This window comes from Cupriavidus sp. FW216-B1 (assembly GCF_058789195.1).
In genome coordinates, this window is record NZ_JBYTEL010000013.1 from 38,390 (window position 1) to 52,009 (window position 13,620).

At 70.5% G+C, this 13,620-nt stretch carries 12 protein-coding genes; 2 read left to right on the forward strand and 10 right to left on the reverse strand.

Annotated features, from left to right (window positions below):
* Positions 1-80 precede the first annotated feature (80 nt).
* From AC3WXD_RS23720 to AC3WXD_RS23730, 3 genes are all read right to left on the reverse strand, one after another.
* Positions 81-1,067, reverse strand: a complete 987-nt coding sequence (locus tag AC3WXD_RS23720) for a Bug family tripartite tricarboxylate transporter substrate binding protein (RefSeq protein ID WP_492324823.1) — start codon at positions 1,065-1,067, stop codon at positions 81-83.
* 72 nt (positions 1,068-1,139) lie between these two features.
* Positions 1,140-1,502 carry an AtuA-related protein gene (locus tag AC3WXD_RS23725; protein WP_492324824.1) on the reverse strand — a complete coding sequence of 121 codons (363 nt, stop codon included), beginning with the start codon at positions 1,500-1,502 and terminating at the stop codon, positions 1,140-1,142.
* Positions 1,499-2,878 (reverse strand): acyclic terpene utilization AtuA family protein, encoded by a 1,380-nt coding sequence (locus AC3WXD_RS23730; RefSeq protein WP_492324825.1) that lies wholly within the window; start codon positions 2,876-2,878, stop codon positions 1,499-1,501. Before AC3WXD_RS23730 ends, AC3WXD_RS23725 begins: the two co-directional genes overlap by 4 nt.
* Positions 2,879-3,064: 186 nt before the next feature.
* Between AC3WXD_RS23730 and AC3WXD_RS23735 the strand changes: the two genes are divergently transcribed.
* A complete protein-coding gene (locus AC3WXD_RS23735) occupies positions 3,065-3,970 on the forward strand; it encodes a LysR family transcriptional regulator (RefSeq protein WP_492324826.1) in 906 nt (301 codons plus the stop codon).
* 15 nt (positions 3,971-3,985) lie between these two features.
* Here the strand turns inward: AC3WXD_RS23735 and AC3WXD_RS23740 are convergent, their stop codons facing one another.
* The 7 genes from AC3WXD_RS23740 to AC3WXD_RS23770 form a co-directional block, all read right to left on the reverse strand.
* The gene (locus tag AC3WXD_RS23740; protein WP_492324827.1) at positions 3,986-4,744 is read right to left on the reverse strand and encodes an SDR family oxidoreductase; all 759 of its coding nucleotides are present in this window, start codon (positions 4,742-4,744) and stop codon (positions 3,986-3,988) included.
* A 937-nt stretch (positions 4,745-5,681) separates the two neighbouring features.
* A complete protein-coding gene (locus AC3WXD_RS23745; protein ID WP_020207109.1) occupies positions 5,682-6,194 on the reverse strand; it encodes a hypothetical protein in 513 nt (170 codons plus the stop codon).
* Between the two features lie 230 nt (positions 6,195-6,424).
* On the reverse strand, positions 6,425-7,840 hold the full coding sequence (locus AC3WXD_RS23750) for an acetate kinase (RefSeq protein ID WP_059412031.1): 1,416 nt from the start codon (positions 7,838-7,840) through the stop codon (positions 6,425-6,427).
* A gap of 211 nt (positions 7,841-8,051) precedes the next feature.
* Positions 8,052-9,299 carry a hypothetical protein gene (locus AC3WXD_RS23755; protein ID WP_492324828.1) on the reverse strand — a complete coding sequence of 416 codons (1,248 nt, stop codon included), beginning with the start codon at positions 9,297-9,299 and terminating at the stop codon, positions 8,052-8,054.
* A 10-nt stretch (positions 9,300-9,309) separates the two neighbouring features.
* Entirely contained in the window at positions 9,310-10,005 is a 696-nt protein-coding gene (locus tag AC3WXD_RS23760) for a C39 family peptidase (protein WP_492324829.1), read from the reverse strand.
* Positions 10,002-10,445, reverse strand: coding sequence for a hypothetical protein (locus AC3WXD_RS23765; protein WP_059412029.1), 444 nt, complete (start codon positions 10,443-10,445; stop codon positions 10,002-10,004). Before AC3WXD_RS23765 ends, AC3WXD_RS23760 begins: the two co-directional genes overlap by 4 nt.
* Positions 10,446-10,639: 194 nt before the next feature.
* Entirely contained in the window at positions 10,640-12,145 is a 1,506-nt protein-coding gene (locus AC3WXD_RS23770) for a hypothetical protein (RefSeq protein WP_059412028.1), read from the reverse strand.
* A gap of 665 nt (positions 12,146-12,810) precedes the next feature.
* Here AC3WXD_RS23770 and AC3WXD_RS23775 point away from each other — a divergent pair.
* Positions 12,811-13,590: a GntR family transcriptional regulator gene (locus AC3WXD_RS23775; RefSeq protein ID WP_059412027.1), complete on the forward strand. Its 780-nt coding sequence runs from the start codon at positions 12,811-12,813 to the stop codon at positions 13,588-13,590.
* The last annotated feature ends 30 nt before the right edge of the window (positions 13,591-13,620 follow it).

The window sequence follows — 13,620 nt, forward strand, 5'->3', positions numbered from 1 at the left end:
GGATCTGCGCGCATGGTAGCCCGTGGCGGCGCGCCGCGGCGGCGCGGCCCTGCTGCCGGCAAGGTTGCCCGCCGCCGCGCTCACTCCGGCTGGATGTTGGCCGCCTTGATGATCTTGCCCCACTTGGCCGATTCCGCGGCCTGGAACTTCGCCAGTTCGGCCGGCGTGCTGGTGAACACGTCGGTGCCCGTGGACTGGTAGAAGCTGGCCGCGGTCTCGCTCTTCGCGGCCTTGACCATCAGCGCGTTGAGCTTGTCGACCACCGCCGGCGGCGTCTTCGCCGGCGCGTAGGCGGCGAACCAGTAGCTCATCTCGTAGCCCTTCACGCCGGCCTCGTCGATGGTCGGCACGCCGGGCGCCAGCGGCGAGCGCGTCTTGCCCGACACGCCCAGCGCCTTGAGCTTGCCGCTCTTGACCTGGGGCAGGCCGGTGGCGGTGTCGGTGATCATCATCTGGATCTGGTTGCCGAGCAGGTCGGTCACGGCGAGCGGGTTGCTCTTGTACGGCACGTGCAGCAGCTGCACGTGCGCCATCTGCTGGAACAGCTCGCCGGCGATGCGCGACGAGGAGCTGCCGCTGCCGAAGCTGAGCTTGCCCGGCTCCTTGCGGGCCAGCGCGATGAAGTCGCCCACGCTGTTGACCGGCAACTGCGGGTTCACCACCATGATCTGGCCGCCGCGGCCCAGCGCCGTGACGGGCGCGTAGTCCTTGACCGGGTCGTAGGGCAGCTTCTTGAACAGGTGCTCGTTGGCGGCGTGCGTGGTGTTGGTGGTGATCAGCACGGTGTAGCCGTCGGGGCCGGCCTTGGCCACGTCGCTGGCGGCGATGAAGCCGTTGGCGCCGGGCTTGTTGTCGACCACCACCGTGACCTTGGCATCCACCGTGATGGACTGGCCGATCGCGCGCGCGAGCTGGTCGGTGGCGCTGCCCGCGGCGAACGGCACCACGAAGCGGATCGGCTTGTCCGGAAACTCCGCGCGCGCCGGCCCCGCCAGCAGCGCGAGCGCGGCGGCGGCGATGCCGGTGGCCGCCTTGAGGGCGGGGGCAAGCTGGGTGTGTACGGACATGTTGGGTCTCCAGTTGGAATTCTGATGTTGTGGTTTGTGGCGATGGCCGGCTGTGGTACCGGGTCAGGCAGATCAGCCGGCGCCGGCCAGGCGCGGCGGCAGGGGCAGCCGGAGCTGCAGCAGCAGGAAGGACAGCGCCTTGCCGTGCGTGTCGAGGTTGAGCGCGTCGTTGACGCCGCCGTCGAGCACGCCGTCGATGACGAAGTTCATGGCCTGCAGCGACGGCACCAGGTAGCGCCTGACCGCGGCCGGGTGGCGATGGCTGAACAGCGCGGCCACCGCTTCCTCGGTGACGTGGGCCGCGAGATGGTCGAAGTCGCGCGGGTCGTAGGCGATCACGCTGATGTTGGAGCGGTCGCCCTTGTCGCCGGTGCGGCCGTGCGCGAGCTGGTAGAGGGCAATATCGGCGGTGGCGCTGGTGTGGGCAGTATTCATGGCAGCAGGGTATGGCTGGCGGTGACGGCGCCGCGCGGCACCAGGCAGGACATGGCGTTCAGGCGCGCGCGCAGCGCGGTGCGCACGCCGCCGCCGCCGGCGGGGCCGCAGGTGTAGAGCGCGTTGACTTCGCGCAGCAGCGCTTCGGCCACCGCCTTGTCCTCGTGCGCGAGCGCGGCGCGCAGGCGCACGTCCTGCGCCTGCGCTTCGCCGGGCTGGGGCTGCCGCACGAGCTCGCCGGCGTCGTCGGCGAACACGCTGCACACGCCGATCAGGTCGAAGCGCACCGGCGCGTCGTGGCCGAGCACGCCCATGCGCCGGCGCACGATGTCCGCGGCCAGGCGCGCGCGCGCCGCGGCGTTGGGGCCGGCGTAGGAGATCTCGCCCTCGGCGATCCAGCCGCCTTCGCAGAACAGGTTGGCCTTGAGCTGCGCGGGCCGTTCGTGGCCGCGCACGTTGCGCACCGCCACGCGGTCGGGGCCGAGCTGCTCGACGGTGGCCGCGCCGATGTCGGCCACCACGTCGGGCGTGAGGTAGGCGGCCGGGTCGTGCACTTCGTACAGCAGTTGTTCCTTGACGGCGCGCAGGTCCACGCAGCCGCCGGTGCCGGCGGCCTTGCCGACCTCGATGTTGCCGTCGGCGTCCAGGCGCACGATCGGGTAGCCGACCGCGTGCACGTCGGGCACGTCTTTCATGCCGGGATCGGCGAAATAGCCGCCCGTGACCTGGGCCCCGCATTCGAGCAGGTGGCCAGCGATGGTGGCGCGCGCCAGGCGGTCCCAGTCCTGCCACGACCAGCCGAAATGCGCCATTGCCGGGCCCACCGCCAGCGCCGGGTCCGCCACGCGGCCGCACACCACCACCTGCGCGCCGTCGGCCAGCGCGTCGGCGATGCCGCGCGCGCCGAGATAGGCGTTGGCGCAGACGAAGCGCGCCTCGGGAAAGCCGGCGCCGATGGCCTGCCGCAGCAGCGCGCGGCCGGCCTCGTGCGAGAGATCGTCGCCCTCCACCACCGCCACGCGCGGCGGCGCCAGGCCGAGTTCGGCCGCCAGCGCGCGCACGCGCGCGGCGGCGGCGCGCGGGTTGGCGGCGCCGAAATTGCCGACGATGGGAATGCCGTGGGCCAGGCACAGCCCGAGCACCGGCGCCAGCAGCGCGTCGAGCAGCGGCTCGTAGCCGCGCGCCGGGTCGGCGCGCCGCGCGAGCTGCGCCAGCGCCAGCGTGCGCTCGGCCAGCGTCTCGAACATCAGCACGGCGGGGCCGCCCGCGGCGATCATGGTGCGCACCACGGGCAGCGCGGCATCCGTGCGGTCGCCGGAAAAGCCGGCGCCGCAGCCGATCTGCAAGGTGGCGCTGGCGGGGACGGAAGCGGTCATGGGACGAAGCCTGGTGAAGCGGGCGCGGGCCCGCGATGCAAGGTCGGCGCCCGTGGGCACCGTGGGCAGATTCTAGGGCCGCCGGCCTGCGCCGAAAAACTGATAATTTGGATTAATCTATCGACTTTCCGGATAAAAGCGCGGCCGCGGGAAATGCGCTTGCGCACCCCGCCGCCGCCCGCTGCGATGAACCTCTCCGTCAAGCACCTGCGCGCCTTCGTGGCGCTGGTCGCGCACCGCAACTTCACCCGCGCGGCGCAGGCCTGCCACCTGTCGCAATCGGCCTTCAGCGCGCTGATCCAGACGCTGGAGGAACAGGCCGGCACGCGCCTGTTCGAGCGCACCACGCGCCATGTGGAGCTGAGCGTGGAGGGGCGGCGCTTCGAGGAAGTGGCGGCGCGCCTGCTGGCGGATTTCGAGACCGCGTTCGCGGAGCTGCGCGACCACGCCGAGCGCCGCAAGGGGCGGGTCTCGGTCGCGGCGCTGCCCTCGCTGGCGGCGGGCGACCTGCCGCCGCTGCTGGCGGCGTTCCACCAGCGCTATCCGGGCATCGCCATCGAGCTGTTCGACCTGCTGGCCGACGGCTGCATCGACATGGTCCGGCGCGGCCGCGCCGACTTCGCGCTGGCGCCCGCGCCGGCGCAGGACGGCGACCTGCGCGTGGAGCCGCTGGTGGCCGACCGCTTCCACCTGGTATGCCCGGCGGACCATCCGCTGGCGCGGCGCCGCCGCGTGGCGCCGCAGGCGCTGGCGGGGCTGCCGTTCATCCAGCTGTCGCGCACCAGCAGCGTGCGCCAGCACCTGGACGCGGCGCTGCATCCGCTCAAGCTCAACGGCGTGATGGAAGTGGAGCATCTCGCCACGGTGGCGGCACTGGTGGCGGCGGGGCTCGGCGTGACGGTGGTGCCGGCGCTGGCGCTGTTCCAGTTCCAGCAGGAGAGCCTGGCGATCCGGCCGCTGCAGCTGCCGTCGCTGGTGCGCGACATCTGTCTGGTGCGGCTGCGCGAGCGCGGCGATTCGGCCGCCGCCGCGGCGCTGATCGAAGCCGTGCGGGCGCACTTCGGGCGCGCCGCGGGCGGCGGCGCGCGCTGAACGGCGGCGCTGCCGTCAGAAGTGCGCGAGGTAGCCGCCGTCCACCGCCAGCACGTGGCCGGTGACGTAGGACGCGGCCGGCGAGGCGAGGAACACCGCCGCGCCCGCGACCTCCTCCGGCTGGCCCCAGCGGCCCAGCGCGGTGCGCTGGCGCAGCCATTGCGCCACGCTCTCGTCGGCCACCATCGGCTGGTTGGGCTCGGTGGCGAAGTAGCCGGGCGCGATGGCGTTGACGGTCACGCCGTCGCGGCCGAGGTCGGCCGCCATCGCGCGCGTGAGCGCGTCGAGGCCGCCCTTGGTGGCGGGATAGAGCACGTCGTTGGCGCGTGCCACCTGCCCGGCGATCGAGGTAACGTTGATGATGCGGCCGTAGCCGCCATCGCGCATGCGCCGCGCGGCGTGGCGGCACAGCGCGTAGGGCGCGACCAGGTTGGTCTCCAGCATCTCGCGCAGGTCGCCGGCGCCGAGCTCGGCCATGCCGCTGCGCTTGCGCGCGCCGGCGTTGTTGACGAGGATGTCGAGGCGGCCGTGGCTGGCGTCGATGCGCGCGAAGGCGGCCGCGACCGCGGCTTCATCGGTGATGTCGAGCACCAGCGGCTCGGCGCCGCCGTCAAGCCGCGCCACGGCCGCGTGCACGCGGTCGGCATTGCGGGCGGCGATGATCACGTGGGCGCCGGCCTGACGAAGGGCGGTGGCGATGGCCAGGCCGAGGCCCTGGGCGCCGCCGGTGATCAGGGCCACGCGGTTGGTTAGGGAGAAGGGGGAGGTAGTCATTTGGGGACTATACCTCAGGGGGGGATATGGGGGGGGCGTGGTTGGTTTATTATTTCTTAATTATCTGGATATTCTCTTATATTGTTTAAATTCAAAATTTAAAATATTTAACTTCAAAGTCAAAGGCTCAAAATCAAAGACTTAAAGTCAAAGGCTTTCGCTCCCCCGGAGCGACCTACTTTCTTTTCCCCGAAAAGAAAGTAGGCAAAGAAAGCGGGCTGCCTGGCCGGCAGGGGCAGAGCCGAACAGCGTTTCTTGGATTGGTGGTTTCGTGGTGGGGGTGGTGGTTCTGCAGGGATTCTGCCGGTACCGGTTTTGGTGGCCACGTTCTCTCGGGTGGCGTTCGATTCGTGGTGGCGCTGCATGATGGCGGAGGTCCAGGCCCTTCAAGCTGCTGCCGCGACCGGGGCGGATGCATACGGCATAGAGACGGCGCTGGTTTCGTGGTGGGCGCGGTGGCCCCTGTTTGAACGCAGTGCCGGACGGTTTTGACTTGAGAGGTAATTCGGTTCCAGCAACCCAGCACACTCGCGCGGGATCCACCACGCCCACCACGAAACCAGTGACGGTGCTACGCCGTGATCGCCAAAACCGGTAACGGCAGATGCTCGAACCAGCAATGCGCTCGCCATCATAGGTCTGACCCCGCAACCCATACCGCCAGCCAGATCGTGGCCAGCCGAACCGGTAACGGCAGCAGGTCAGCAGAACCACCGCCCCCACCACGAAACCACCAACCCAAGAAACCCTGTTCGGCTCGGCCCCTGCCGGCAAGGCAGTCCGCTTTCTTGGCCTACTTTCTTTTCGGACAAAAGAAAGTAGGTCGCTCCGGAGGAGCGAAAGCCTTTGACTTTAAGCCTTTGAAGTTGAATTTAAAGTTAAAGCCGTTAACCTTCAGGCCAAGAAGCCAAACAAACAACCCACCAAGAAAAACCCTTTAAGGAAACGCCGGCACCGCCGGATCCATCCCCGCAAACCTCGCCTCCGGATGCGAAGCCTGCAACAGCGCCTCGATCTCTTCGATGCGCCCGCGCGAGACGTCGACCATCAGCAGGATCTTCCCTTCCTCGATGTCTTTCTCGAACGCTTTGTGCCGGCTGTTCGGCGCCGAACAGCCGATCATGCTCGAGGCCCACGCCCCGAACGCCGCGCCCAGCACGGCCAGCACGCCGACCAGGCCCCATTGCGGCGTGTCGCTGACGATCGGGAACAGCGCCACCAGCGCGCCGGCGATGATGCCGATGCCGCCGCCCACCATGAGCCCCATCTCGGCGGCATGCACGATGTCGGAGGTCTGGAACAGGTTGGCTTCGTGCAGGCCGCTCATGTCGGCGCCGTCGCGCGCGATGAAGTGGATGTGCTTGTTCTCGACGCGCGCCAGGAGCAGGTCGTCCATGGTGCGGCGGGCACTCTCCAGATCGGGCAACAACCAGAAGATGCGTTTGCGCATGACTGTCTCCTCGCTCAGGTCACTCCAGGCCATCCCCGGGCCGTCCCGGCGGCGCCGTGCATGCGGAGCCGCCGTCACGCCGGCCGGACCTGCCAGGCGAAGGTGTATCCGTATCCGCCCCGGGGGACGGGTTTCTTCAGTTGTACGCCAGCCGCGTGGCCAGCGCAAGGCGGCCCCGGCCGCATGCCGGCCCGGCATCACCCGGCGCGCCGCCATGTGCGCGGCCGGCCTCAGAACGTGATCGGCAGCCGCAGCGTGACGGTCAGGTTGGGCGTATCCGTGGTCAGCCCCGCGCCCACCGAGAGGTTCAGCGTGTAGCGGCTGTTGAAGCGGTACGAGTAGCCCACCAGCAAGGTGCCCTGCGTCACGCGTACCGAGCCCGGCACGGTCTGGCCGTTCTGCTTGGTCGGCCAGATGATGCTCTGGTCGTAGCCGATGCTGAACGAGGCATGCTCGTTGAGCGACAGGCCGATGCCGAAGTTGAAGCCGAAGATGTCGCCCGGGGCGATCTTGCCGAGGTTCTCCTTCTCGCCGTTGAGCACGGTGCGGCTGACGTCGTTGCGCGCGAAGTTGTGCAGGTAGCTGAAGGTGCCGAAGAACACCGCCGGGTCGCTCGGCAGCAGCCACGTGATGCCGGGCTGGATGGCCTGGAAGCCGGAGCCGGTGGGCAGGCCGAGCGGCAGGCCCGTGCCGGTGGTATTGCCCACGCAGCGCGTCACGCAGTCGGTCACGACGTCGAACGGGCTCTTGCCGGTGTTGGACTTGTAGCGCAGCCAGCCGACGAAGTACGGCATCTTCTCGTTGCCGTAGTTGAGCTGGTAGCGCAGCGTCGCCTCCACGTCGCCGAGGCCCTTGCCGCTGGCGTTGAAGACGTTGTCCATCGCGGTGCCGGTGAAGACCTCGCGGCTGACGGTGGAGCCGGAGCTCTGCACGTAGGGCACCTTGGCCTCGATCTCCAGGCGCTTGGTCAGGCCGTAGCGCAGCGCGATGGTCTCGATGTAGGTCGAGGTCTTGACCTCGCGCACGTCGATCAGCCCGATCAGCAGCGCCGGGATGATGGTGTAGCCGACCAGCGCCACGCGGTCGCTCGACGAATAGCCGTACTGGAAGCTCGGCTCGACCACCAGCTTGCCCGCGGGCGTGAGCACGCCGGGCTGGTCGAAGATCGGCGCGATCGCCGGCGGCGCGGTCTTTTCCTCGGGAGGCCGGCCCACCGGCTGCTCGTCGCCGGCCAGCGCGAGCTGCGCCTGCGCGGCCTGCGCCGTGGCGTTCTGCTCCATCGCGGTGTTGCCGCCGTCCTGCGCGCCGGGCCTGGGCGGCGCCGAGGCGGCGTTGGTGGCCGCGTCCTCGCCCGCGCTGGCCGGCGCGGGGCCGGTGCCGGGCGCGCGCTGGCCGCCGCGCTTCCTGGCCAGCACGTCGGTGCCGAGCACGCTGCGCAGCTCGCGGATGGTGGCCTCCTGCTCCGCCATCGAGCGCTTCATCGCCTCGAGCACGGCGGCCTGCTCGGCCACCTCGCGCCGGAGCTGCTCCAGCTTTGCCGCAGCCGGTCCCTGGTCTGGCGGAGTCTGGCCTTGCGCCATGCTCCCGAGCAACAGCAATGTCGAGCATCCGGCCTGCCGGATGCCGCGCAGCGACCCTGTTTTCATTTCGCCTTCCTCCCCCGGTCGGCGGACTGTTTGGTGCAGGAGTCCGCAACCTGCCTACCGCATACAGCCTCTCTTCTTGCGTGTGTTGCCTGCTGCCTGTTTCTTGCCTGCTTCTTGCCTGCTGCCTGTGCTGCCTGTTGCCTGCTGCCTGCTGCTCGTCGGCTTGCCGCTCTCCATCCGCGCATGCCGCCCGCCGTCGCCGGCCGGGCTTTCAGCGCAGGCCCGTGGTGCCGAGCAGGGCGTTGGTCAATGTCTGGTTGGCCACCTGCGCGCGGAATGCCTGCAAGGTGTTCACGCCCGCATTGATCGTCACCAGGTTCTGTATCGACTGGTTGTTCAGCGTGTTCTGGATCACCGTCGCCGGCGACCCGGCCAGCGCGCTGGCGGCGGCGCTGTTGCCCGGCCCGTTCTGGATCAGGCTCATGACGCCGTTGGTGGTCACCGTGGCCGCGCCCGCGGACACCATCGCCGCCGGCAGGCTGGTCATCGCCGTGCCCGCGGCGCCGGCGCTGCCGCCCGCGCTACCGCTGCCGCCATTGCCGCCACTGCTGCTGCCATTGCCGGCGGTGGCCGGATGGGAAGCCAGCGCGTTGTTGACCGCCGCCGCCCCGGCTCCCGTCGCCACGCCCAGCGCCGCCGCCAGCCGCGTGGCCTGGTCGGCGGTGATGCGGCTCAGGTTGGGAATGGTCAGGCTGGTCGCCACCACGAGGTCGCCGTTGATGTACACGGCGCGCTGGATGCCGAACGACACCTGCAGGTTGGAGCCCACGTCGAAGCCGCCGCGCAGGTCGTCGAGGCGGTCCTGCTCCACCGGCTTCCAGCTCGCCATGATGCTGCGCGCGGCGCGCGCGGGCGGGGCCTGGCCCTCGGGCCGGTCCTGCGCGCCGGACGGCGCCGCGGCGGCCAGCGCCGCTTCGCGCGCGCGCGCGCCGGGCGCCGCGCCGCGCGAGACTGGCGGCTGCGGCGGCGTCAGTGCTGGCGCTGCAGCGATGACATCGGGCGGGCGCGGCGCGGCGGCTGCCGGTGGCACTTCCCGCGCCGGCGGCAAGGCCTCGCGCGTGTCCGCGGCAGTGGCGACGTCGGCGCCGGACATGGCGGGCGCCGCCTCGTCGACGGCAGCGGCAAACACATCGAATTCCGTCGGCGCCGGCGGCACCGCCACGATGTCCTGCGGCGCCGGACCGCGCGCCGCGTTGTCCTGCGTTGCCGGCGTCCGGCCGGCCATGCCGCCCAGTGCGGCAGCGAAGGAAGGGTTGGTGGATTCCGCCTGCGCGGCAGGCGGGACGGCAAGGCCGGCGGCATCGCTTGCGCCATGCAGATCCGGCACTGCGAGCCCCGTGTTTTCATCGGCCCGCGCGTGGCCGGCGCAAGCCAGCCCTGCGCCGAGCAGCACCATCGCAGTAGCCGGACCGGCTGCGCTGCGGCGGGATTGCGTGGGCTTCGAGGATGCCTGGAACATGATGCGTTCCTTAGAAGTCGCTGCTGCCATGCGAAGGCATGACAGTGAAGAACAGACTATCCCGGTTGATACCCATTGAATAAGGGCCGGTCGGCGCCACGCGCCAGTCGGCCGCCAGGTTGAAGCGCGCCAGCTCCTCGCGGTTGTGGATGACGAACAGCAGCTGGCTGTCCCAGATGGATTCGAAATGCTCGCGCGAGATCGCGCGCGTGCCGAGCGCCGGATCGCCGATCAGCACGCGGTTGCCGCGCACGCCCTTGACCACCACGAAATGGTGGTAGCCGTTCTCGACCACCAGCACGATGGCCGGGATCTGCGTTTCCTCGAGCTTGGACAAGGGCAGCTCGTAGCCGTCGGCGATGAAGCCGCGCGACTCGAGAAAGCGCTTCATGTCGAGCAGCGAGAAACCCTCCTGCCGGATCTTGGCCTGGTCGCCGTTGACGTACATGTTGGCGAACACCACCTGCTCGGTGACCGGGTAGCCGTACTGGTAGGTCAGCAGCGTGGCCACCGCCGCCGAGCCGCAGCTGAAGTCGTACTGCTGGCGGATGGTGGTCTTGTAGCGCGCCTCCTTGAGGCTGGTGACGCGCACGCTGAAGAAATGGCTGCCGTCGGCGGGAACGGCCGCGTCGTCGGCGCGCGCCACCGGCGCGGCCGCCGCGGCCAGCGCGAGCGCGGCCGGCAGTAGCAGCTTGCGCAGCGTCATGGCTTGAACTGGACGTTGATGATCGTGGCGTTCTGGATCAGCACGTTGGAGCCCGAGTTCTGGATCACGGTGGGCAGGCCCGCGGCGCTGGCGAAGGAGCCGTCGGCGATGCTGTTGGCCCCGCTCATGATGTGGCTCGCGCTGTTGTCGGCCACGGTGCCGGCCAGGCGCATGTCGTTGGCCACCAGTTCGGAGCCGCCGCGGATGCCGTCCAGCCTGTTGCTGGCGACCGGCTTGCCGAGGCCGGCGAATACGCCGCGCGCCACCGCGGGGGGAACCGGTTCCCGGACCGCGGCGCCGGTGTTGGCGGCGCTGGCGGAGTCTGCCGCAGGCACTGCGGCCGATGGCCCGTCGGGCAACGGGTCGGCCAGGGCTTGCAGGCCCGGCCAGACCAGGACGGCCGTCGCCATGACGGCGGCGGCAAAGCGGACCGATCGCATGTTGGTGTCTCCTTCGGCCTCTTGCCTGCCGCCCCCATCCGGACGGGCAAGCGGGAGACGAGTGGACGCTTCGTCGAACGGGCATCCTCGCGCGGACAACGCGCGCGGATGCCCTGAGTTGCCGGCTTGGTGCCGTGCCGGCGGGGCATGCGCGCGGGCCATCCACCCGCGGCGCGCCGCCGCCACGCACTGCCTTACTTGCCGACCGCCAGGTTGGCCTGGACGTTGACGCTTTGCTGCACCAGCGATGCCATGCCGCTGTTCTGGTTGGCGATCATGATGCCCGCGGCCGACTGGCCGACGCTGCTCATCATGTTGGACATGTTGAAGGTGCCGGCATCGACGTAGTTGGTGCCGCCGGCGCCGCCGGCTCCACCCACCGCGCCATTGCCCACGCCACCGGTGCCGCCGTTGCCGGTGCCGCCCGCGCCGCCCGCGCCGGAAGCCGCGCCGACCGCGCCGGCGCCCGCCGTGGCGCTGCCGTTGCTGGCCTGCGTCGAGGCGCCGCCAGCGCTGGCGTTGCCGCCCGCGCCGCCGTTGCCGGCCACGCTGGTCTGCGCACCGCCCGCGCCGCCCGTGCCGGTGCCGGCACCGGCCGTGGCCGTAGCCGCGCCGCCGGAGCCTGCGCCGCCCGCACCGCCCGTGCCGCTACCCGCGCCGCCGGTCGGGCTCACCGCGCCCGAGGCCGAGCTGCCGCCCGCGCCGCCGTTCGCCGCCGCCGCGCCGGCGGTGGTGGTGGTGGTGCCGGTGGAGCCGGCGCCGCCCGCGCCCGCGGTACTGGTGCCGCTGCCGCCGCCGTTGCCGAAGAAGCCGCCGTCACCGCCGCTGCCCGAACGCGAGCCGCTGCTGCCGCCCACGCCCGCCGCCAGGCCGCCGGCGCTGCCGCCACCGGCCAGCGCGCCGCCGCCCTTGCCAGAGCCGGACAGGCTGGCACCGAGCGCATCGCCGCCGGAGCCCTTGGCGCCGCCGCCGCTGCCGCCACGGCCGGCGCTGGCGCTGAGCGCGTCGCCGCCATAGCCCTTGGCACCGCCGCCGTCGCCGCCGTAGCCCTTGGCGTCGCCACCGCTGCCGCCACGGCCGGCGAACGCGCTGCCGGCCGAGGCATAGCCCGCGGTAGCGCTGCCGTTGGTGGCCGAGCCGCCGCTGCCGCCGGCGCCGCCGTTGCCGCTGTTGCCGCCATTGCCGCCCGAGCCGCCCTGGCCGGTCCCGCCATAGCCGGTGCCGCCCTTGCCGCCCCAGCCGCCGTTGGCGTTGCCGTTGTTGGTGGCGATATTGCCGATGCCGTGGACCACCACACCCGTGACCGCGCCCGACAGCTTGCTCACCGCGATGGCCTTGCTGCTGTTGAACGAGTTGGTGAAGTTGGCGGTGGCGGTGCTGCCGTTGTTGGCGCCGGCGTTGCCGTAGCCTTCATCGAAAGTCACCTTGCCCTTGTTGTCGGCGTTGGTCTTGGTGGTGGTTCTGGTGGAGGTCTTGGTGGAAGCGAAGCTCGAGGTCTTGCTCGACGTGCTGTTGTCCTGCCAGGCGGAGGAGTTTTCGTTTGCCAGAGCGCCGCCGCCGGATTGCGTGGAGTTCGCAGTGGCCGTCTGCGTGTTGTCGCCGTTCCACTTGACGTCATTGTTGTTCGTCGGGTTGGCCATGGCCTGACCGCCGGCCCCAAGGGCTAAGGCAATCGCCGACGCAAGTAAGGTCTTTTTCATACAAAGCTCCCAGGAGGATTTCACAGCGGCTCGGCCTCTGGCCGGCGCTCGGGGAGAACGGCGGCCAGAGGTGCGGGTCCGGCTTCACGGCCAAACCAGCCTCCCGTTCCGCATAATCAGTGCCAGCGGCCGGCGGCCGCGCTGTAATCCCTTGAAATACAAGGGCTGCGAAGTGCCCGGCGCGGGGCGGGAACCCGTGCCGCGCGGCTTGCGCGCGCGCGGCCGCCATGCGGCGCACGCGACATGTCACACAGTTGTGACAGCGCGCACCGAACGTCACCGCGCATGGGTCTCCCGGGCGCCGGAACAAGCGCTGCCTGTCAGGGGTCCGGAGGCGGCTCCTAAGGAAAACCCTTGGCGGCCGCCGCTGTATCGGACGTGAAACAGGCCCCGTGGCCGGTGCACTGGTCGCCGCATGAGGGGCGGCGCGGGCGGGACCGCGCGGGGCACCGCAGCAATCGCGCGGCCGGCCCGGGCGCGCGCGCGGGACGCAAACATTCGCCGGCGCGATTGCGGCGCGCGCGGCATATGCGCGGCGCGCGCGCAACGATTGCCGCCGCCCGGTGCGTGGAATGCGGCACAAACGCCGACATAACTAGGCTCTATGTCTGATTTAAAGTACATTAGGACTATTCAAGACTTGTTACCCATACGCAAGGGAAACCATGAGTGAAGCCGTCGTTCCCCTGTATCACCAGATTTACGTGGTACTACGCCAACAGATCGTGGAAGGCCGCTTCGGCCAGGGCCCGCTGCCGGGCGAGATCGACCTCGCCAAGCAGTTCCACGCGTCGCGCGTCACCATGCGCCGGGTCTTCGACCGGCTGGTGCAGGAGGGACTGGTGCGCCGTCACCGCGGCCTGGGTACCTTCGTCAACCCGCACCCGATCAAGCCCGTCACCGTGGGCGACCGGCCCGGCAGCCTGCTCGACAACATCATCGACATGGGGCAGAAGACCTCGGTCAAGGTGATCTCGATCGACGACGTGCACGCCACGCCGGAAGTGGCCGAGGCGCTCGGGCTGCAGGCCGGCGACCCGGTGGTCAAGGTGGTGCGCGTGCGCCACTACGGCGGCCGCCCGCTGTCGCACATCACCACCTACCTGCCGGGCGAGCTGGGCCGCGGCCTGACCCGCAAGGACCTCGAGACCACGCCGATGCTGCGCCTGCTGCAAGGCGCGGGCGTGCAGCTGGGACGCGCCAGCCAGACGCTGTCGGCGCGGCTGGCCGACGTGGTGGTGGCGCCGCTGCTGGACGTGCCCGTGGGCGGCGCGCTGCTGGCGGTGCGCCGCGTGGTGCTGGACAAGACCGGCCGCCCGGTGCAGTTCCTGCTGGGCCAGTACCGCCCCGACCGCTACGAATACCGCATGGAGCTGTCTCCCGCGGGCGGCGACAGCGCCAACGTCTGGGTGGAAAGCGAAGCGCGCACGGGGCTGCGCGAATAGGCCGGGACAAGCGATACTGCGCGCTCCCGA